Consider the following 20,555-nt stretch of genomic DNA (forward strand, 5'->3'; position numbering starts at 1 on the left):
ACTACAAAATTTGAAAGCAATTCACAACTATAAATTAGCCAATTTGAGAATTAGCAAATTTGGAAATTACCTAAGTTGTTATCAATCACATAGCTACAAAGTTTGAAAGCAGCTCACACTGTTTTTCCTGTCCGTGCGACTCTTACATTACAGAGCTACAAAATTTGAAAGCAATTTACGAAATGTATAAGTAAATAATCTGAACAATAGCACTTGATGGTGGAATGGGCGCCTCTCCCTTTTATGATTTTTATTTGTTTTTTTAGATGATAATTCTTATCTTTGTGCCCTAATTTAATATTAAAAATTATGGGTATTATAGCAACACTTATTATTGGAGCCATCGCTGGATGGTTAGGAGGAACTATCTATAAAGGTAGTGGATTAGGTCTTATTGGCAATATCATTATTGGTATTCTTGGAAGTGGCGTGGGATATTGGCTTTTAGGAGAGGTGTTTCATATCTCACTTGGAGGAGGATGGATTGGCGCTATCTTAACAGGAGCTATTGGAGCTATCGTTATTTTATTCTTGATAAATTTGATATTTAAAAAGAAGTAATAAGGAAGAGCTCATATTAAAAATCAAAAAAACCTCGAAAATTATATATTTTCGAGGTTTTTAGTGCTTTTTTTAGAATTATTACCTACTTGCGTTAGCAATCCAGGTTTTTCCATCTGTAGTATACAAAATGTTCAAAGAAGAGGCGTTGATTCTAATGATTTTCACACCATCTTTCAAGTCGATGTTTACTAAAGTGTTGTCTCCTTCTTTTTTGAAACTAATACCTTTAAGGTCAGGGATACCGTCTGAAAAACGGAAATAATAGTCATTTCCTGTTTTAACAACTGTCACAGCTCCGTTATCAGCAGATTTTTTTTCATCTCCATTTGAATAAGAGATTTTACCTTTATAGGTTCCTACAAAAAGGTCATTGTCTGCTGGGTCATCATTCTTGCTACAAGATATAGAAGAAAAAGCTATTAGTGATAAACAAATCACTGATACTAAAGCAATAATTTTTTTCATACTTGATTCAATTTAAAAAAATTAATATTAAAGTTTGTTGCAATAACTATGCCATTGGAATGCTTTATGCAATTTTTAATACATTAATTGTGAGATTTTTAGTTATAATCTTGTTCGAAATTTGTAAATACATATCTTAATCTTCTCAATATGAAAGATGAAGATGAAGCAAAAAATATTCAAGAATGGTTGAGTGACGACCCTAAAATAGAAGAATAGGGTAGGGGATAATGTTTCAGCTCATCACGGGGCTAATCGCTCTATTTTCCAGTCGTAATCTTCAGTGAGGGTGTAGCGCAGGCGGTCGTGTAGGCGGTTGGGACGTCCTTGCCAGAACTCTATGCTCAGAGGGCGCACTAAGTAGCCACCCCAATGAGGAGGGCGTGGTACTTCTTTGCCTTCGTATTGGGCTTCTAAGGTGTGTAGACGTTCTTCTAAGTACTCACGTGTGGGGATTACTTCGCTCTGTGGCGATACCACTGCTCCTAACTGACTGCCTAACGGGCGCGATTCGAAATAACCATCAGAGGTATTGGCAGCTACACGTTCGGCGATACCTTTGATGATGATTTGTCGCTCAAGAGATGGCCAAAAAAACGATAAGCACAAGTGCGGATTGGCTTCTATAGCTCTACCTTTTTCGCTGTGGGAGTTGGAGTAGAATATAAACCCTTCGTAAGTGTATTGTTTGAGTAGTACAACGCGTGTTTTTGGAAATCCATCAAGCCCTATGGTGCTGACCGACATAGCGTTAGCTTCGTCAATGCTATCAGCTTCATCGGCTTCATAAAACCACGTTTGAAAGAGCTGCATTGGGTTTTCGGGTGCGTCTTTCTCTAAAAGTTCCCGTTTGTTATAGGTTTTTCGATAATTACTTAAGTCCATTTATTTTTTTTGCAAATATACTAATAATTTATCAATTCACAACCGTATTTTTTGTAACAGATTGAATAATATTGCGTTGTTCTTTTGGTGGTATGCTTTTTGTGGCTTATTTTGGTAGTTCTAATTCAGATTAATTGTTGTGCTGATTTTATGGCAAAAGAAGTATTTTTTAGCATAGAAACGTCTTTAAACGTTCTTAAAGAACTTTTTAAAGAAGAGCTTATTAGTTTTGATAAACAGTATGATGAGTTTACTTTAAAGTTTAAAGGTTTCTGCTTGTGGATTTATGCTTATAAGGAGGATGGGGGTGATATTTCTGAAAACGAAATCACAAAACTAAATTTGAATGTTAAGTATGAATCTCAAATACCATCACAAGTGAGGACTAATTTTAAAGAAAGAGTTTTAGCATTAGGACTTAAAGAAAGATTTTTATGAGAGTAGTTATTCAAAAAGTAAACCACGCTTCAGTGGATATAGAAAAGCAAACGGTAGCCTCTATCAATAAAGGCTTATTAGTATTGGTAGGGATAGAAGATAGCGATAGCGATGAGGATATTGCGTGGCTATCAGCAAAGATAGTGAATTTACGCGTTTTTGAAGATGAAAATGGTGTGATGAACCTCTCGGTGAAGGATGTGGATGGCGAGGTGCTTGTTGTGTCGCAATTCACTTTGCACGCAGCTACTAAAAAAGGCAATCGCCCCAGCTATATCAGGGCGGCGCGTCCTGAGGTGGCAATTCCTATCTATGAGGCGTTTGTAAAGCAAGTGGAAATATTGCTTGGCAAACGAGTGCCTACGGGGCAATTTGGAGCGATGATGCAGGTAAATCTCTGTAACGATGGACCAGTAACGATTTTGATAGATACAAAAAATAAGGATTTTTAAATGTCGGTAATTACTTTTTATCTTTGGTTAGGATGTTTGTTGGAATAGCAAAATTACATCTTTTTTTGAATAGTTGTAAATTGTTGGTTGTAAATTGTTAATTATTTTGTACTTTTGTGCGCTTAATATTTTTTACGTTTTTTTTGAATATGCAAAAACCTTTGATATTAGTAACAAACGACGATGGTATTACCGCTCCTGGTATCCGTTATCTGATAGACATAATGAAAGAATTAGGTGAAGTGGTGGTAGTAGCTCCTGATTCACCACAGAGTGGTAAAGGGCACGCCGTTACCCTCGATACAACGATGTACTGCGACCCTGTGCCGTCACATAACGGAGCTACTCGCGAATACGCTTGTAGTGGTACTCCTGCCGACTGTGTGAAAATAGCCAAACACGAAGTGCTGAACGGTCGTCTGCCCGATTTGTGTGTGAGTGGTATCAATCACGGTTCCAATGCTTCTATCAACGTGATATATTCAGGAACGATGAGTGCGGCTATTGAGGCGGGTACTGAGGGAATTCCTGCTATTGGTTTTTCGTTGTTAGACCCGAGTTGGAATGCTGATTTCTCTCAAGCGCGCTCTTATATCAAAAATATTGCTGAGAAGGTGCTTGCTAATGGGTTGCCTAAAGGAACAGTGCTGAACGTAAACATCCCTAATATCAAGAAGGAAGAAATTAAAGGTGTGAAAATATGCCGACAAGCACGTTCTCGATGGATAGAGAGTTTTGACAAACGCGTGAACCCACAGGGAAGAAAATACTATTGGATGACAGGTACTTTTGTGAATGAAGATGAAGGTACTGATACTGACCAATGGGCGCTTGAAAATGGCTATATATCGGTTGTACCTATTCAGTTTGACCTTACTGCTCACCAAAATATTGAACCGCTAAAACAATGGGATTTATAGATATGAACTACAACCGAAAAAATCAACTTATAGGTTTTACAATAGGGATATTGGCTAATGCGATTGGGATATTAGCTTATATCCTTATTTTTTCTAAAAACAGTATTGGTGTAACCCTTCAAGATGCTTACTACAGAGGCTATTTGGGAAAACTCATTCTGTTGGGCGCCTTGTTAGACCTTGCTGTTTTCTTCTTTTTTATCAATCGTTATGAAAACGAACGCGCCAGAGGGGTGCTTATCGCTTCGGCAGTGCTTACCATCATTATTTTAATATTACAATTCATTTAAAAAACTAAATACAATGAGAATTAGAGAATATATAGTTTTTTTATACCGTATCTTTTTGGTATATTTGTTCTATGCTATTGCCCGTGGTTTGTTTATCTATTTCAATCACGGAGAAATGGGTGATTATAACTTATCAGACCTTTTTTATTATGGATTAGCGTTTGATAACTGTGCTATAATGTATACTAACTTGCTGTTTATACTGCTCAGTTTACTCCCTTTGTGGATAAATACCCATAAAAAGTTTCAAAAAGTGGTGTTTTGGTCGTATTTTATACCTAATACGATTGCTTATACTACTAACTTTATTGATATGGCATATTATCCTTTTAGCAAGTCCCGTCTCACTTCGGCATCGTTTGCTGTTATTGAACACGAAAACAACAAGATGAAATTATTTGGTAGTTTTTTAATAGACTATTGGTATTTATTTGTGGGCTTCTTTTTATTGATAGCACTTTGGGTTTTTCTCTATAAACGCGTGAAGATTACTGAAACGCCTATCGCTCAAAAGAAATCTTACTTTGGGTGGTCAATCGTATTTTTCTTAGGTTTTGGCACTCTGATAATGATGGCTATTCGCGGAGGAGGTTTTACCTCGGATACTCGTCCTATCAATATGCTTGATGCTAGCCGACACGTGAATATTACAGCACAGGCTGATGCAATTCTCAACACGCCTTTTTGCCTTATTCGCAGTATGGGCAAAAATAAAGGTTTTAAAGAATATCACTTTGTAGATGAAGCTTACATCAATGAGAATTTAAAACCTATTAAACAGTATAACCGCGAAGTAACTACCCAACCCAATGTGGTTCTCTTTATTTTAGAAAGTTTTGGCAAAGAGTATTGGGGTTGTATGAATACTAAAACGCATATTCCTGATTTTAAATCGTATACGCCTTTTTTAGACTCGCTCTCTCAACATTCTTATGTGCTCGATAACGCTTATTGCACAGGTCGCCAGTCGATACACGGAATGTCGTCAATGTTAGCGGGAATACCCTCTTTTCAAGTGGCTTATACCTCATCACCTTATGTGAAACAACCTACACAATCATTGGTTTCTATTGCCAAAGAAATGGGGTACGATACTTCTTTCTTCCATTCAGCTCCTAATGGGTCTATGGGATTCTTAGGTTTTTCTAATATCTTAGGTTTTGACCATTACTACGGTAAAAATGAGTACAATAACGATGCTGATGACGATGGACACTGGGGGATTTGGGATGAACCTTTCTTCCAATATATGTGCAGAACTTATTCCGAAAAGAAACAACCTTTTTTAGGCACTATTTTCACGCTCTCCTCCCACCACCCTTTTCAAATTCCTAAACAATATGAGGGTAAATTTCCTAAAGGGAATTTAGAGATTCACCAATGTATTGGCTATACCGATTATGCCATCAAACGATTTTTTGAGTGTGCTAAAAAACAACCTTGGTATAACAATACGATTTTTGCTTTTGTGAATGATCACCCTAACCAAACTTATTACGACCTTTATAAAGAGCCTATTACAGGTAGAGGAGCGGCGATAATGTTTTACAGTCCGAATCCTAATTTAGTGCCTAAAGGGGTAAATTCGGATATCGCTCAACAAATAGACATCTATCCTTCGTTAGTAGATTTGATAGGGTATAAAAAACCTTTCCGCTCTTGGGGACGCAGTGTGTTTGCCAATCGTCCTGATGAAACACCACGTGCTTTCATTTCGGATGCGCTGATGTATCAAATGATGCAAGGTAATTATACTTATATCGTAGACGAGACAGGCAAAGTAAATGGGGTGTATAAAAAAGAAGATGGAGCTCTGAAAAATAATCTTTTAGGTAAAGAAGATAATGCTGAAATACAAAAAGGTATCAAAGATTTAAAAGCCTTTATGCAGGATTATATGGATAGGATTATCAATCACAAATTGAATAATTAGCAAATTAGGTGCCAGCGGCACAAGCAAATAAATTAGCAAAAGAGAAAGCGCGATGTTTCCAATGATAAACATCGCGCTTTCTTATCTCTTACCTCTTAGCTATTCAAGAGTAAGAAGGTATTTCTCTGCGTCCAACGCCGCCATACAACCTGAACCGGCAGCAGTAATGGCTTGGCGGTAGCGAGTATCGGCGGCATCACCTGCAACAAATACTCCTGCTACATTAGTGAGCGAAGTGCCTGCTACGTTTTTGATATAGCCTACTTCATCAGTATCAATATAAGGTTTGAAAACATCGGTATTAGGTTTGTGACCGATAGCTACAAAGAAACCTGTGATAGCTATTTCGCTTATTTCTCCCGTTTTGTTGTTGCGGACTTTCATACCTGTAACAACTTGTCCGTCACCGAGAATTTCTTCAGTTTCGGTATTGAAAAGCACTTCTATTTTAGGTGAATTGAGTACGCGTTCTTTCATAATTTGCGAAGCGCGGAACTCATCGCGACGTACGAGCATAGTTACTTTCGAGCAAAGGTTTGCCAAATAAAGGGCTTCTTCACAAGCTGAGTCGCCTGCCCCTACAATAGCCACGTGTTGATTGCGGTAGAAGAAACCGTCGCACACAGCGCAAGCCGATACGCCGCCTCCTGTTTGGAGGTAGTGTTGTTCGGAGGGTAACCCTAAGTATTTAGCTGAAGCACCTGTAGCGATAATCACGGCATCAGCGTGGAGTTCTTGGTCGTTTACCCATACTTTGTGAGGGTGAGCCGAAAAATCTACCTTAGTTACCCAGCCATTGCGAATATCAGCGCCAAAACGTTTAGCTTGTTGCTCTAATTGCATCATCATCTCGGTGCCCATCACGCCTTCAGGATAGCCGGGGAAGTTTTCTACCTCGTTGGTAGTAGTGAGCTGTCCGCCAGGTTGTTCTCCTTGGTAGAGAACAGGATTAAGGTTTGCGCGAGAGGCATAGATAGCCGCGGTATAGCCCGCAGGACCTGAGCCTATAATGAGGCATTTTATTTTTTCGATGTTTGCCATAGTGATTTTTTCTTTTTTAAATTTAGGCTGCAAAAATACGAGATAATTAGCAAATTAGCAAATTAGGGAATTAGCAAATTAGGGAATTAGCAAATTAGCAAATTAGCAAATTGGGGAAATTAGCAAATTGGGGAATTAGCAAATCGGGGAATTAGTAAATTAAGAAATTCATTGGCGGGGAGTAACTTTTCGCCAATGCTGATGTATAGACTGTTGGGGGTGTTTTCTTGTAGATAGTGTTGTAGAAGGGTCTTTAGTATGTTTTGGACATCGTTGGAAGTATCGTAGTAATGATATAGGTAGATGGTTTTTACTTCAAAAGGGATTTGCGCTAACCATTCCTTAGTAAATGCTCTCTTTATACGATTGTATTTGTAGAAACACACCCATTGATAACCGTTTTTATGCGGATATACTTGGGTGTAATTTGCCGAACTTATTATTTTGTGAGAATTATCTTTTAAATAATCGCTAATAGTTACATTGTCGTCGGCGAAAAATAGGTATACTTGGTCGGTAGCTATGGAAGGAGGGAGCTTATAATCGGGGGTTGATACTTTTTCTTTCCATTTGCGCAAGATTTTTAGTAGTAATTCGCGGTTCTTTTTGCTTTTTACAAAGGTGGGGAGCTTGGCTACCATTGTCATTCCCTCACGTTCGCGTAGGTCAGAGGCGATGTAATCTTCCATTACCTCTAAATGGCTCATATTTCTTGCCCAAAATAGGTTGCCGCGCACATTCTCTTGGAAAAAATAGGGCAACCCGAAAGTACTATCGCATTTCAGTCCGTTAGAGGGAGAGGGGTTGGGCTGTCGGTAGGATTCGTATTGGGGTTTTACGAGATATTCTTCGTTGCATTTGGGGCATTTCACTTGCCGGAATTCATTGGTTTCTTTCAGTCCGCCTTGTCGTTGTTCAATTGGGGTGCCACAATTGGGGCAGTTGAGTTTTACGATAGCTGCAAACAACTCTAATTCTTCAGCTTTCTTTTCAAAACCGCAGTGCTGGCAATGTACTTGACAATTGGTAACAACGGCGATTTTTTGGCACTCGGGACAGGTTACCCAAGTGTCGTCTTTCCAAAGAATAATATGTTTTTCGGTATATCGTTTCATTAGAATATATCGAGAGTTCTCTCTTCTTCAAAGCCATCGGGGAGGGTGAAAACTACAGTGTAGCGCCCTTTTGGGAGATATACTTTGCCATCGGTAGCGGTGGATAGGAATATCTTTTGAAGACTTTTTTCATAAGCTAATTTACCTTCGGGCGAGATGCTCAGGTCGTAAGGAATATAGTTAAAACCTTTGTTGCTCTTGTAGTTGAAAGTTTGTAGTGTTACTCTGCCTTTCATTATTTTAATAGGCACTTCCACATTGTCGTTGGCAGCAAAAGCATAGAAATACACTTTAGGTTGTACGGGCTCATCCCATTCACTTGCAGCATTGCCCCAATTGGGTGAATAGGGGATTGTGATGGGGGTTTCTAACGGGAAAAAGGCTTGAGTTACAATGGCCGCACGGAGCTCTTGCATCATTTTCACTGAAGTGCGATAGATGCCACGTCCTAAAGTAGCGACGGTCATTTCACCGTTTGAGTCATCGATATAAATATCATTCACACCTGTTTCGGGTAGTCCTTGGCTGAACGGTTGCCAACTTTCGCCTAAATTGAAGGTGATATACAAGCCGTTATCGGTTCCGGCATACAGAATTTGCTCGTTCTTAGGGTCTTCTTTGAGAACGTTCACTTTGGCATCGGGGAGGTTAGAGTGAATGTCTGTCCAGCTTTTTCCGTTGTCGTTACTCATAAAAATAATGGGGTCGCCTTGAGTTTCATCGGTGCTGATGAGGGTTGCCAATACGCGGTTGCGTTGGTGCTTAGAGGCGATAAGGTTGTTCACTTTTAGGGCGCGAGGGAAGGCGTTGTATATCTGTTTCCACGATACGCCTCCATTATCGGTGGTGTAAATCATACCATCATCGCTACCTGTGTAGAGCAAGCCAAACATAAAAGGCGATTCGGCAATAGCCGAAATAGTGCCATAAGCCTTGTTACCTTGCTTGTTACCATTAGTTACATCGTCGGAAATAGTGCGCCAATTGCGACCTTTGTCCATTGAGATATGTAGCTTGTTGCTCCCGATGTAGATGATATCTTTATTTTGAGGAGATATGAGCAGTGGTGCTTTTTCACCGAAGCGCAAAGGAGCTTTATTTTCACCATAGTAAGCACTTCCGAGAGGGAAAAGTTGGTCTCTATCGGGGAAGAAAGTGAAGAATTTGCCATAAGGTTCGGCGGCATAGCTGTCGTTGCCAAACGAAAGGGAATGTATGTTTCTTTTGAAAGTATTCCAATGGCTGTTGTTCTGAGCCAATACAGCTTGATCACTCACATAATAAGGCGTTTTGCTCGCTTGGTCGTAACACAACTGATTGAAGGCTATAGCTTGAGGTACGTTTTTAGTAGCAAAACTTTTACCATTGTCGTAAGAGAGTTGTAGTCCGTTAGGGGTAGTACAGAACAAAGTACCTTGCTGTAAGTAGAGTTGTTCATAACTATTTTGTAAAGAGAGCGGCTGTTTGCTTCTCCACGTTTTGCCACCGTCGCCAGATTCGAGCAGAGGATAACCTCCTATAAACAAGTGGTTTTTATTGGTAAGGTTTACGGCAATGCCTCCGAATTGTTCTCCATTTTGATAGTACATATCGTTGAGAGGTTGGCTGTTAGCTTTTTGCCAAGAGTTACCGCCGTCGTTAGTTACATACACTTCAGCACCTATAATCTCTTGAGTGCTAACGCCTAAATAACTGAGAATTTTAGCAGGCGAAGTAACCTCGGCAGCTATCATATCCTTGAGGTTTTGTGCAGTATATTTCTTATCCTGACCGATATTATGCAGGAGGATGTTCAATCGGTTGTTGTCTAAAGCAAGAAAATCGGCTTTGCTCATCGCATCGAAATCCTGAGCGGAAAGGTGGATGCGTGCTGTTTTTTGCAGACTGTTATTGTTTTCTTTTTTCTTAGGATTGCGGTTATCAACCACGGCATAATAAATTTGCGAATTGAAACAAGTAACCCCTATTTTGCCGATGTTATTTCCTTTGATAAATCCGTTGTTTGCAGTGATTTTTGTCCACGAATTTCCACCATCAACACTCTTGTAAACAGCGCTATAGCTGCCATAAGGGAGGTCGTCCCACTGACTGCTGTTCACGTCCCAAGCAACGGCTAAAAGCACACTGCCATCGGGGGAGGAGTTGATTTGGCTGATACCAGCACGAGTGCTCACAAATAGCTTTTGTTGCCAAGTTTTACCACCGTCGGTGGTTTTGAAGATACCGCGTTTTTCGTCGGCTTTGTAGGGGTTGCCTAATATTCCGGCGATAATTTCTTGAGGGTTGATAGGATTGATGTACAAACTGCTGATGTGTTGTGCGTTAGCCAATCCGCTGAATTTGGTTGTTTTGCCTTTATCAGCAGAGATGAAGATGCCGTAGGGGGTAGCAAGTGCTAAAGTGCCTGAAGTCCAGTCCATAGCGATAGCGCTGATAGATTGGGTAGGTAGGGTAGGGCAGAGGGGGGTATAGGTTTCGCCGCCATTTTGGGTGAGCCAGATACCTCCGTTTTCAGGAGCGACGAGAAACTCGTTACTGTTTTTAGGGTTTACATTCAGCGCACTGATGCGGTTGCCTATTTCTTTTACGATTACCTGTTCAAAAGGCGTTTCACGCACCCACGAACGCGCTTTGAGTTCTTCTTTTTGGCGTAAAGGCAGAGGGAGCAACTCTTGAGCGGTAAGGGTTACACTGCTTATTAATAAGGATATAGTACAAAAGATATTGTTTTTCATAGTAATGAATATACTTTATTGATTTGAAGTAATTGGGAATGCAATATATTCTTTCATCACTTCGTTATAATGATTGTAACACTCATATACAAAGGCAGTTATTTGAGGGTTGAGTTCTTCAAAGTGTCCTTCAGCTATCAGCATCGTATTGTATATGTTCATCTGTTATAGGAATTTTTCGATATGTTTTTATGTTTTGTATAAATTCTTGAAGCATTTTATCTTTTTAGCCATCTTCTTTTTCTATTTTCGGCTATTGCATAATTTGGTTTTATAACTGCAAAAGTACAATAATTTATTGAATTATAATAGCTGAATGCCGTTTTCTTCGCAAAGTTGCAGCATATCGTCTGTCCAGATAGAGGCTTGAACTTCGCCTATATGCGCTTTTTGCATCAGTAGCATACAAATACGCGACTGACCGATCCCCCCACCGATGGTGAGCGGGAGTTCACCTTTGAGCAACATTTGGTGATAGTCTAAGGTTTTGCGGTGTTCGGCATTAGCGAGTTGCAATTGGTGTGCTAATGATTTTTCGTCTACTCGTATACCCATAGACGAGAGTTCTAACGCGCTGTTTAACAAGGGATTCCAGATGATAAGGTCGCCGTTGAGTTCCCAATCGTCATAGTCGGGGGCACGGTTGTCGTGTTTTTTACCTGAGCGCAAGGTTTTACCTATCTGAGTGATAAAAATAGCCCCTTTTTCTTTGGCAAATACTTCTTCGCGTTTTTGAGGCGATAGAGTAGGGTAGCGGTCTTCTAACTCCTGCGAACTGATGAAGGTTATTTCTTTGGGCAAAAAAGCCTTACATTTAGGGTAGTGAGCAACGAGAGCAGCTTCAGTTTCTAAAAATGCGTTATAAAGCTGGTTGACTGTTTGTTGTAAGTATTCCAAGGAACGGTCGGAAGGAGCGATAACTTTTTCCCAATCCCATTGGTCAACGTAAATAGAATGGGTATTATCTAAAGTTTCATCGCGACGGATGGCGTTCATATCGGTATAGATGCCTTCGTGTAGTGCGATGCCATAGCGTTTCAGTGCCAAGCGTTTCCATTTGGCAAGAGAGTGAATGATTTCGATAGTTTGACCTTCGGCGTCTTTCATTTCGAAACTCACGGGTCGTTCTACTCCGTTGAGGTCGTCGTTGAGACCTGTATTGCGTTTTACGAATAGAGGAGCGGAGATACGAGTGAGGTGTAAGGCTTCAGCTAAAGCTTTTTCGAAAGTATCTTTGATGAGCTTGATCGCGCGCTCAGTGTCCATAATGCCATAAGGCGATGAGTAGTTTTTAGGAATGATAATCATAATGAGTTGATTTTCTGATTTGGTGAATTGGTGGTGAAGAGATGCACAAAATTTGTACCAATATTAATGATTAAGAGCTGGCGTTTTGTTCGATACATGTTCGATGTGTGTTCGAATAGAGGAAAGGTTTTATTATTTTGGTATTAGTATAGGGGTCTGCCATTTTGTCATTTTTTAGTACTTTGGTACTCTTTTCGCTATTACGCTAACACTAAAAAAATAAATAAAAATGAAAGGAAATATAAACGTCTCTGTGGAAAACATCTTTCCACTTATTAAAAAATTCTTGTACAGCGACCACGAGATATTCTTGCGTGAGCTTATCTCTAACGCCACCGATGCAACCCTTAAACTGAAACACCTCACTACCATAGGCGAGGCAAAAGTGGAATATGGTAACCCTATCATCGAAGTGAAGGTCGATAAGGACAATAAAACCCTTCATATAATCGACCAAGGTATCGGTATGACTGCTGAAGAGGTCGAAAAATACATCAACCAAATTGCCTTTTCAGGAGCTGAGGAGTTTTTGGAGAAATATAAAGATACAGCCAAAGACGCTGGAGTGATAGGTCATTTTGGACTGGGCTTCTACTCTGCTTTTATGGTAGCCAAACAAGTGGAAATCATCACTAAATCCTATACCGATGCTCCAGCCGTACGCTGGGTATGCGACGGTAGTCCTGAATTTACCTTAGAGGAAACCGACCTACGCACCGAACGCGGTACTGAAATTATTTTGCACATCGCCGATGATTCTACTGAGTTTTTGGAAGACTTCCGTATTGAAGAGTTATTGCGCAAGTACAACCGCTTTATGCCTATCCCAATTAAATTTGGTACAAAACAAGAGCCGTTACCTCGTCCTGAAAATGCCCCTGACGACTATAAAACGGAATATGTAACGGTCGATAATATTGTAAATAACCCTAATCCTGCTTGGACGAAACAGCCAGCCGATTTGAAAGATGAGGATTATAAGGCGTTCTATCACGAACTCTACCCAATGCAGTTCGATGAACCTCTTTTCTACATTCATCTAAACGTAGATTATCCGTTTCACCTTACTGGTATTCTCTATTTCCCTAAGCTCACTAACGATATGCAGTTACAGAAAGACCGCATACAGTTGTATCAAAACCAAGTATTTGTTACCGATAACGTCGAAGGTATAGTGCCCGAGTTCTTAACAATGCTCAAAGGGGTGATAGATTCGCCAGATATTCCGCTAAACGTATCGCGTTCTTACCTCCAATCCGATGGTAATGTAAAGAAGATTGCTAATTACATCACTCGTAAGGTAGCTGATAAGCTGAAATCACTCTTTACTAATAATCGCGACGACTTCCAAAACAAGTGGAACGACATTAAGATAGTGCTCGAATATGGTATGCTTACCGATGATAAATTCTACGAAAAAGCAGCCGATTTTATGTTGTACCCCACTACCGACGGCAAGTATTACACTTTGGCAGAACTAAAAGAAGCAATAAAAGCTGAACAAACCGACAAAAATGGTACTTTGGTAGTGTTATACGCTCAAAATAAAGAACAGCAATACACAGCTATTGAGCAAGCCAAAGAAAAAGGCTACGAAGTGTTATTGTTGGATAGCCCTATCGTATCGCACTTGATACAGAAGTTAGAAAGTGATAATGAGAAACTTACTTTCACTCGTGTAGATGCTGCTCCTGTAGCTAAGCTGATACAAAAAGAAGAACCTATTATTGCCAAACTTTCCGACGAAGAGAAAAACACGCTGAAAGCTGAAATCGAGAAGGTAATTCCTAAAGAAGGCTATATGGTGCAGTTAGAAGACTTAGACAGCGATGATACGCCATTCGTTATTAATCAACCCGAGTTTATGCGCCGTATGAAGGAAATGAGTGCTACCGGAGGAGGGGGTATGTTCGCTATGGGAGGGTTCCCCGAAGTATATCACGTAGTGGTAAACAGCAATTCTCCTTTAGCCGATGCTATCCTCCACTCTAAAGACGAAGTTCAAAAAGAAAGCCTTATCAAGCAAGCCTTTGATTTAGCACGACTCTCACAAGGTCTCCTCAAAGGTAAAGAACTTGCCGACTTTGTAAAGAGAAATTGGGAAATTAACAAATTAGCAAATTAGTAAATGAACACCATTACACTTTGCCAAAGGTCTTAATAGCTTGCCGTGCTACGACCTTTGGCAAAGTTGAATATAATGATAATTAGGTATTTTTACAATATATTTTGTAGAAACGTTTTGTAAAATCCCTTACAATTTTTTAGACAATCTTTTAATTATTCTGATAACTTATATTGATATGTTTAAGATTATAATGTTTGTGCGCAAGAAACAGCATCTTAGCACAGAAGAATTTATAAAACTATGGGAAGCACATTCTCAAAAAGTAATAAACTATAAAGAAGCCCTGTTGATAAAGGATTATGCTAAAACATTTCCTTTTCAACCTACTGATGAAAAATCGTCTACACAGCGAGAAACCCTCCCTTTTACCTTTGATGCTATGGGTGGTTGTGGTATGAAAGTAAAGACGATTTTCTCAGAGCCCGCAACACTCCTGAGGGACAAAAAGCCTTAGCCGACCTCCGTGCCGATGAACTCAAATTTGTAGATATGGCAAACTCCGTAATGTGGCTCGGTACTGAGGAAAAAATATTTGATAAATTACCTTTTGAAGCTAAGAATTGGACAGTTCTCGATGAGTATTTCTATTTGTCAGATTATGCAGGAAATAGTGTAGCAGACTTTGATAAGTTAATAGCTTTGTTTTCTGAAGATATTACAATGTTAAGTGCTGATGGCTCACAAATGAAAGGGAAAACTGCAGTAATCTCCTTTTTTAAACAATTCTTTGAAAGGAATAAAACTACAAAACACCTTTGGGAAACCATTAAAGTTGCTGAAAATACTCTTGAGACTCATTGGGCTGTCTCAGAGAAACGAAAAGATGGTACTTTCTTTGCCTTTAAAGGTAAAGATACAGCAAAACTAAATTCAGAAGGTAAAATTTGTTATTTAAAAGTAGAGTTTTTATAATAAAAATTATCACACGCCGGCACGAGCTACAAGCTCGTGCCTCTTTTTTTTGTAGTTTCTAAGAAAAACTTTATTTTTGCAGAGAATATACGATAAACTATTATGAAGCCTTTACTTCTATATTCCTTTTTCTTATTCAGTTATTCTCTCTTTTCTCAGTCAATAAAAGGGAAAGTTACTGATATGTACCAGCTCCCTATTGAATTTGCTGAAGTGATACTATATCAGAATAATAAACCTTTTTTAAGTGAATTATCGGGAAATAAAGGTGATTTTACATTGTCTGTAAATAAGAAAGGAAACTTTACCCTTGTGATAAGATATTTAGGTGAGATACTATACCAAAAAACAATAGTACTTAATCAAAATACAGACTTAGGGGTGCTGAAAGTTGATAATGCACATCAGTTATCAGAAGTAATCCTTACAGCAAAGAAACAACTAATTGAAAAGAAGTCGGATAGGTTGGTGTATAATGTACAGAATAGTTTACTTTCTACAGGGGTCAGTAGTGATGAATTGCTCAAAAACATTCCTCGAATCGACCCCACCAGCGACGGACTAAAAATTATCGGAAAAAGCAATGTATTAGTAATGATAGACGATAGACTGCTCAATATTTCAGGTGATGATTTAAAGAATTACTTAAAAACATTGAGGTCTGAGAATATCGACAAAATAGAGATTATTACTAACCCATCAGCAAAGTACGATGCAGCAGGAAATACAGGTCTTATTAATATCAAGCTAAAGAAAAAACTAAATACAGGTTTTGATGCCAATATCTCTTCAACTTCTATACTCAGAACCAAAGCAAGCGTAAATAACGCTTTAACACTCAATTATTCCAACGAGAAACTAATCCTCAATTATAATTTGTTTTATGGTGATGAAAGTAGGAATTTTGAGAATAAAAACAAACTACTTTTCACTGATGAGCAAAGAGAGTCCGTTGAAAATACTGAGAGAATAGACAAAGGATTAAGTCATCAGCTCAATGCCGACTATCAGTTAGTAAAAGCTATTAATTTGGGTTTCTACCTCAATTACAGCAACTGGGATAATAATGCTTACGGGCATTCTGAGGTTAAATTCTACAATAATGTCCAAAGTGTATTAAAAACTCAACAATTGCCTACTAATACTTTGGGTAATAATAAAGGTCTCTCATTTTCTCCTTATTTAGATATCAAATTAGATACTTTGGGTAGCCAATTAAAGTTTTATTTCAATCATAATAGAAATACGAATAATTCTACCTCTGTATTCAGAGCTAATAATTACAGAGGAGATGGACAAATGTTAGAGAGTTCTTTTGAAAATAAGAATAATATAGACTATACTTTCAAAATCAATGCTTTTGGTACCGACTTAGAAACAACTTTTTTGAATACAAAAATTGAATTAGGTGGTAAAGGTACTTATTTTAGTAATGATAATGGAGTGAAATTCTACAATAAAATAGGCGGATTAGATGTTTTTGATACCTCAAAATCCAATGATTTTCTTTACAAAGAACGCTTATGGGCAATGTATTTGAATCTCTCTCACAATCTTACTGAAAAACTCTTTTTAAGTGCTGGTATAAGATATGAGCATACCCAAACAGGAGAAACATTAATAACCCCAAGTATTACCAATGAAAAACGTTATTACAATTGGTTCCCTACCATATCTCTTTCTTATGAGCCAAATAATAATCATTCTTATGCTTTCTCTTTTAACCAACGAATTGCAAGGCCAAGTTTATATGATTTGAATCCTTTTAGGAATTACAAAGACGCCAATAATTACGAAATAGGCAATCCTGATTTATTGCCTAATATCACCACCAATGTAGAGTTTGGTTATGTGTATAAAGGAAACTTATCGTTTTCTCTATATGGTTCTAAAATAGCTGATAATTGGGCTTTTGTAGTTTCTACTGAAAATAATAACAATGTAGTAGTAACACAACCAAAGAATGTATTAACTACTTATAGTGTAGGTTCTGAGTTAGCTTATAATTGGGAGATTTCTAATTGTATATCTAACTATAGTAGTGCTAATGTATCCTATCAACAATCTAAATCGGCAGAGGAAAGTTTACCTGATAAGAATTTAAGAGGAATACACGGCACTTTGTTATCAAATTTCACCATAGCCTTGAATGAGGATAAAACTAATAAACTGTTTTTGAATATGCTGTACAACACCAAAGGAGTTGAAGAAATGTATGTTTCTAAGAACACTTTTCTAATGCGGTTAGGAGCTTCTCTATCGTTTTTACAACAGAAATTGAATGTAAATATCTACTTAACCGACCCTTTTAACACAACAATAGCAAGGAATAGCGTCGATTATAGCACTTATAAATTTAGAAATAGAATCTTCAACGATAATCGCAGTGTACATTTTTCTGTAATCTATAAGTTTGGTAATAATCAATCTAAAACAAATGAAATACAAGTAGATAATTCAGAAAAAGACAGATTAATAAAAGAATAAATTTGTGTAGTTCAGAGAAAACTCTCTATATTTGCACATTAATTAATTGAAAATCGACAAATTAAATTAAGATGTTACAAGAACTAAAATCTCGTAGTGGTAATTGTTGTGAGCTCTGTGGAGCTACTGAAAACCTAAGTGTATATACAGTGCCTCCTGCTAGAAACGAAAGTACAGATGATAGCCTTTTGGTATGTGGTACTTGTCTTAGCCAAATACAAAATCCCGAAACGATGGATAGCAATCATTGGCGTTGCCTCAACGATAGTATGTGGAGCGAACACCGCCCTGTAAAGATAATGGCGTGGCGTCTCCTCAACCGACTCAAAAACGAAGGCTGGTCGCTCGACCTTTTGAATATGATGTATTTAGATGAGGAAGAATTGGCTTTTGCCCAAGCCTCCGACGATCATTTAGAAGAGAGCGAAAAGGTAATTCACAAAGATAGCAATGGGGCAGTACTCGCTAATGGTGATAACGTTGTGCTTATCAAAGATCTAAAAGTAAAAGGCACTAGTATGACAGCTAAACAAGGTACTGTTGTGCGCAAAATCACTCTCGACCCCGAAAACGCTGAATATATAGAAGGCAAAGTTGATGGACAACAAATCGTTATCCTCACTCAATATGTGAAGAAAGCCTAATAATTTTATATCACACACTTAGCTAAAGTCTCTAATGTTTATATGACTTATATCTTTGACTAAGCTTATTACACCAGAATGTGTCTATTTATTAATGAGAAATTTAATAAATAGACACGTTTTCTATTTGGTAGTTTAAAAATAAAATCATACCTTTGCGGAAAATTAGTAAATATTTTTTGTAAATAACTTTAAATTGATAAATCTACATTGATAAATTAATATATTAATTTCTTATGAAACAACTATTTACCATTATTGCATTATGTTTCCTTAGCTTTGGCTATGCCCAAAAGGGAATGACTTTTACTCAAACACAAATGCCTTTGGCTACTGATAAAGATAATCTTATTACCTCATTTGTACTGTCTGTAAAGCAAGGAACAGAGGTAAAAGAAATTTCTTTGCAGTTTAAAAGTAAAAAGCTCAATCTATCTGAACTCTCTGTTTATGTAGGTGCTAACGCTAAAAGAGAACAAGCAACACTTTTTGCTAAAACTTCGAATCTCAGTTGTAATACCAAACTACAAGGGAATTTCAAAGCTACTAATGATACCCTTTTTGTTTGGGTTTCTGCTCGTACTACTCAAAAACCAGACCTCTTGCAAAAACTCTACTTATCAAAGGTAAAACTCACCACTAACGAGGCTAAATTTACGCTCAATAATGCTAAAAAAGAAGGACAACGTTTAGCTATTGCCCTTCGTCAGCGTAAACAAGACGGCATAGAGTGTTACCGTATACCAGGGCTTGTAACCACTAATAAAGGTACGCTGATAGCCGTTTACGACAATCGTTACAACAACTGCAAGGATTTGCAAGAAGATATCGATGTGGGAATGAGTCGCAGTACCGATGGCGGACAAACGTGGGAGCCAATGAAAAAAGTGATTGATATGGGTGAATGGGGAGGAAAACCTAACCGCCTTAATGGGGTAGGAGATCCTGCAGTTTTGGTAGACGAGCAAACCAATACTATTTGGGTGATAGGCTTGTGGCAGCACGGCTTAGACCCTCAAACAATGAGTTGGTGGGGCTCTAAAAGTGGAATGACTCCTGAGGAAACAGGACAAATAGTAGTAGTAAAAAGTGAAGACGATGGCAAAACGTGGAGTGAACCTATCAATATCACCTCCCAAATCAAAAATCCCGAATGGAGACTCTTTTTCCAAGGACCTGGAAGAGGTATCTCTATGAGTAATGGTACCTTGGTATTTGCAGGTCAGTTTAAAGATAAAGACCAAGTGCCTCATTCAACTATTATTTACAGCAAAGACCACGGCAAGACGTGGCACGTAGGTACAGGAGCTAAAACACACACAACTGAATCTCAAGTGGTAGAACTCTCCGATGGTACGTTAATGCTCAATATGCGCGACGATCGTAATCGCTCTAATTATGAACTTTCTGATAACTATCACGGGCGTTCAGTAGCCGTTACTGCCGATATGGGCAAAACGTGGATAGAGCACAACACTTCCCGCACTGCCCTCACCGAGCCCAATTGTATGGCAAGTATTATCTCATATAAGGACAAAAAGGGAAAACAGTATTTATTCTTCTCTAATCCTAATGATGCAAAGAATAGAGTAAATATGACTATCAAAGTTAGTGATGATGAAGGGAATACTTGGGATAAACTACCTTCAATATTGTTGTATGAGCAAGCAGTTATGGGCTATTCCTGTCTTACGGTAATAGATAATAAATACATAGGTATTCTTTACGAAGGTGACGGTGATTTGCTCTTCCAGAAAATACCTATCAAAGAATTTATAAAATAATAAGGATTAATACAGGTCGTCTTGAAATTCTTGTGAACAATCAATAAATTATTTGTTACAATATTTGCTACCAATTCATAGTATTCTTGCAACTATTGAATTGGTAGCTTTACATATTATAACCACCAAACACGTCTTCTTTGAAAATGCACCTATTGCAAACGCCAATCCTCAATCCTTTAAGCCCCTTAATGGAGGGTATGCAATGGATAAATACCGTATTACAAAAACGTAAAAGAAATCTTTTCTAAAGGTGTTTAACTAAAAGATTTTCTAAAAACTCAATTGTAAAAATCATTTATATTTGCTAATTATTGTTATTTAACAATGTATTAACAAGATTTAACTTTGTTCTAAAACGCTGATAAACAAATGTTTGTTTAAGAAAAATTCTTCTGTAATGCTAAGTGTGTGTAAAACTATTGTTACTTTCATAAAAAAAATATACTTTTGT

General features: G+C 38.1%; 19 protein-coding genes. 12 read left to right on the forward strand and 7 right to left on the reverse strand.

What is annotated here, in order from left to right:
* Positions 1-309 precede the first annotated feature (309 nt).
* Entirely contained in the window at positions 310-561 is a 252-nt protein-coding gene (locus HMPREF9073_RS15070; RefSeq protein WP_009414492.1) for a GlsB/YeaQ/YmgE family stress response membrane protein, read from the forward strand.
* An 81-nt stretch (positions 562-642) separates the two neighbouring features.
* On the opposite strand, the gene HMPREF9073_RS15075 is transcribed toward HMPREF9073_RS15070, so the two are convergent.
* Both HMPREF9073_RS15075 and pdxH read right to left on the reverse strand, forming a co-directional pair.
* Complete coding sequence (locus HMPREF9073_RS15075) at positions 643-1,029, reverse strand: hypothetical protein (RefSeq protein ID WP_009414493.1); 387 nt, start codon at positions 1,027-1,029, stop codon at positions 643-645.
* 243 nt (positions 1,030-1,272) lie between these two features.
* Positions 1,273-1,914 (reverse strand): pyridoxamine 5'-phosphate oxidase, encoded by a 642-nt coding sequence (pdxH, locus tag HMPREF9073_RS15080; protein WP_009414494.1) that lies wholly within the window; start codon positions 1,912-1,914, stop codon positions 1,273-1,275.
* Between the two features lie 150 nt (positions 1,915-2,064).
* Here pdxH and HMPREF9073_RS15085 point away from each other — a divergent pair, with 150 nt between their 5' ends.
* The 5 genes from HMPREF9073_RS15085 (at position 2,065) to HMPREF9073_RS15105 (ending at position 5,947) form a co-directional block, all read left to right on the forward strand.
* On the forward strand, positions 2,065-2,352 hold the full coding sequence (locus HMPREF9073_RS15085; RefSeq protein ID WP_009414495.1) for a hypothetical protein: 288 nt from the start codon (positions 2,065-2,067) through the stop codon (positions 2,350-2,352).
* Positions 2,349-2,804, forward strand: a complete 456-nt coding sequence (gene dtd / locus HMPREF9073_RS15090; protein ID WP_009414496.1) for a D-aminoacyl-tRNA deacylase — start codon at positions 2,349-2,351, stop codon at positions 2,802-2,804. Before HMPREF9073_RS15085 ends, dtd begins: the two co-directional genes overlap by 4 nt.
* A 149-nt stretch (positions 2,805-2,953) precedes the next feature.
* Positions 2,954-3,724, forward strand: coding sequence for a 5'/3'-nucleotidase SurE (gene surE, locus HMPREF9073_RS15095; RefSeq protein ID WP_009414497.1), 771 nt, complete (start codon positions 2,954-2,956; stop codon positions 3,722-3,724).
* Positions 3,712-4,014: a hypothetical protein gene (locus HMPREF9073_RS15100; RefSeq protein ID WP_009414498.1), complete on the forward strand. Its 303-nt coding sequence runs from the start codon at positions 3,712-3,714 to the stop codon at positions 4,012-4,014. Before surE ends, HMPREF9073_RS15100 begins: the two co-directional genes overlap by 13 nt.
* A 13-nt stretch (positions 4,015-4,027) precedes the next feature.
* Positions 4,028-5,947 (forward strand): LTA synthase family protein, encoded by a 1,920-nt coding sequence (locus HMPREF9073_RS15105; RefSeq protein WP_009414499.1) that lies wholly within the window; start codon positions 4,028-4,030, stop codon positions 5,945-5,947.
* 99 nt (positions 5,948-6,046) lie between these two features.
* On the opposite strand, the gene trxB is transcribed toward HMPREF9073_RS15105, so the two are convergent.
* From trxB to asnA, 5 genes are all read right to left on the reverse strand, one after another.
* Positions 6,047-6,988, reverse strand: a complete 942-nt coding sequence (trxB, locus tag HMPREF9073_RS15110) for a thioredoxin-disulfide reductase (RefSeq protein ID WP_034556070.1) — start codon at positions 6,986-6,988, stop codon at positions 6,047-6,049.
* 119 nt (positions 6,989-7,107) lie between these two features.
* Positions 7,108-8,103, reverse strand: coding sequence for a hypothetical protein (locus tag HMPREF9073_RS15115; RefSeq protein ID WP_009414501.1), 996 nt, complete (start codon positions 8,101-8,103; stop codon positions 7,108-7,110).
* Entirely contained in the window at positions 8,103-10,838 is a 2,736-nt protein-coding gene (locus HMPREF9073_RS15120) for a hypothetical protein (protein WP_009414502.1), read from the reverse strand. The genes HMPREF9073_RS15115 and HMPREF9073_RS15120 overlap by 1 nt, the downstream gene beginning before the upstream one ends.
* A gap of 15 nt (positions 10,839-10,853) precedes the next feature.
* Entirely contained in the window at positions 10,854-11,000 is a 147-nt protein-coding gene (locus tag HMPREF9073_RS15785) for a hypothetical protein (RefSeq protein ID WP_009414503.1), read from the reverse strand.
* Between the two features lie 141 nt (positions 11,001-11,141).
* Complete coding sequence (gene asnA, locus HMPREF9073_RS15125; RefSeq protein ID WP_034556069.1) at positions 11,142-12,146, reverse strand: aspartate--ammonia ligase; 1,005 nt, start codon at positions 12,144-12,146, stop codon at positions 11,142-11,144.
* Between the two features lie 229 nt (positions 12,147-12,375).
* Between asnA and htpG the strand changes: the two genes are divergently transcribed.
* The 6 genes from htpG (at position 12,376) to HMPREF9073_RS15155 (ending at position 20,101) form a co-directional block, all read left to right on the forward strand.
* Positions 12,376-14,271, forward strand: coding sequence for a molecular chaperone HtpG (gene htpG, locus HMPREF9073_RS15130; RefSeq protein ID WP_009414505.1), 1,896 nt, complete (start codon positions 12,376-12,378; stop codon positions 14,269-14,271).
* A gap of 178 nt (positions 14,272-14,449) precedes the next feature.
* Complete coding sequence (locus HMPREF9073_RS16470) at positions 14,450-14,728, forward strand: EthD domain-containing protein (protein ID WP_009414506.1); 279 nt, start codon at positions 14,450-14,452, stop codon at positions 14,726-14,728.
* 35 nt (positions 14,729-14,763) lie between these two features.
* Entirely contained in the window at positions 14,764-15,186 is a 423-nt protein-coding gene (locus HMPREF9073_RS16475; protein ID WP_009414507.1) for a nuclear transport factor 2 family protein, read from the forward strand.
* Between the two features lie 102 nt (positions 15,187-15,288).
* Positions 15,289-17,673, forward strand: a complete 2,385-nt coding sequence (locus tag HMPREF9073_RS15145; protein WP_009414508.1) for an outer membrane beta-barrel family protein — start codon at positions 15,289-15,291, stop codon at positions 17,671-17,673.
* A 71-nt stretch (positions 17,674-17,744) separates the two neighbouring features.
* Complete coding sequence (locus HMPREF9073_RS15150; RefSeq protein ID WP_002672699.1) at positions 17,745-18,317, forward strand: alkylphosphonate utilization protein; 573 nt, start codon at positions 17,745-17,747, stop codon at positions 18,315-18,317.
* Positions 18,318-18,553: 236 nt separating this feature from the next.
* Positions 18,554-20,101, forward strand: a complete 1,548-nt coding sequence (locus tag HMPREF9073_RS15155) for an exo-alpha-sialidase (RefSeq protein ID WP_009414509.1) — start codon at positions 18,554-18,556, stop codon at positions 20,099-20,101.
* Positions 20,102-20,555: the final 454 nt, after the last annotated feature.

This window comes from Capnocytophaga sp. oral taxon 326 str. F0382, assembly GCF_000318295.1.
GTDB lineage: Bacteria > Bacteroidota > Bacteroidia > Flavobacteriales > Flavobacteriaceae > Capnocytophaga > Capnocytophaga periodontitidis.

Bases quoted from the DNA above. Each gene is read 5' to 3' on its own strand.
- HMPREF9073_RS15070 (WP_009414492.1), top strand. From the start codon at position 310: ATGGGTATTATAGCAACACTTATTATTGGAGCCATCGCTGGATGGTTA.
- trxB (WP_034556070.1), bottom strand. From the start codon at position 6,988: ATGGCAAACATCGAAAAAATAAAATGCCTCATTATAGGCTCAGGTCCT.
- asnA (WP_034556069.1), bottom strand. From the start codon at position 12,146: ATGATTATCATTCCTAAAAACTACTCATCGCCTTATGGCATTATGGAC.
- HMPREF9073_RS15075 (WP_009414493.1), bottom strand. From the start codon at position 1,029: ATGAAAAAAATTATTGCTTTAGTATCAGTGATTTGTTTATCACTAATA.
- HMPREF9073_RS15115 (WP_009414501.1), bottom strand. From the start codon at position 8,103: ATGAAACGATATACCGAAAAACATATTATTCTTTGGAAAGACGACACT.
- HMPREF9073_RS15145 (WP_009414508.1), top strand. From the start codon at position 15,289: ATGAAGCCTTTACTTCTATATTCCTTTTTCTTATTCAGTTATTCTCTC.
- HMPREF9073_RS15100 (WP_009414498.1), top strand. From the start codon at position 3,712: ATGGGATTTATAGATATGAACTACAACCGAAAAAATCAACTTATAGGT.
- pdxH (WP_009414494.1), bottom strand. From the start codon at position 1,914: ATGGACTTAAGTAATTATCGAAAAACCTATAACAAACGGGAACTTTTA.
- HMPREF9073_RS16475 (WP_009414507.1), top strand. From the start codon at position 14,764: ATGGCAAACTCCGTAATGTGGCTCGGTACTGAGGAAAAAATATTTGAT.
- HMPREF9073_RS16470 (WP_009414506.1), top strand. From the start codon at position 14,450: ATGTTTAAGATTATAATGTTTGTGCGCAAGAAACAGCATCTTAGCACA.
- surE (WP_009414497.1), top strand. From the start codon at position 2,954: ATGCAAAAACCTTTGATATTAGTAACAAACGACGATGGTATTACCGCT.
- HMPREF9073_RS15785 (WP_009414503.1), bottom strand. From the start codon at position 11,000: ATGAACATATACAATACGATGCTGATAGCTGAAGGACACTTTGAAGAA.
- HMPREF9073_RS15155 (WP_009414509.1), top strand. From the start codon at position 18,554: ATGAAACAACTATTTACCATTATTGCATTATGTTTCCTTAGCTTTGGC.
- HMPREF9073_RS15120 (WP_009414502.1), bottom strand. From the start codon at position 10,838: ATGAAAAACAATATCTTTTGTACTATATCCTTATTAATAAGCAGTGTA.
- HMPREF9073_RS15150 (WP_002672699.1), top strand. From the start codon at position 17,745: ATGTTACAAGAACTAAAATCTCGTAGTGGTAATTGTTGTGAGCTCTGT.
- dtd (WP_009414496.1), top strand. From the start codon at position 2,349: ATGAGAGTAGTTATTCAAAAAGTAAACCACGCTTCAGTGGATATAGAA.
- HMPREF9073_RS15085 (WP_009414495.1), top strand. From the start codon at position 2,065: ATGGCAAAAGAAGTATTTTTTAGCATAGAAACGTCTTTAAACGTTCTT.
- HMPREF9073_RS15105 (WP_009414499.1), top strand. From the start codon at position 4,028: ATGAGAATTAGAGAATATATAGTTTTTTTATACCGTATCTTTTTGGTA.
- htpG (WP_009414505.1), top strand. From the start codon at position 12,376: ATGAAAGGAAATATAAACGTCTCTGTGGAAAACATCTTTCCACTTATT.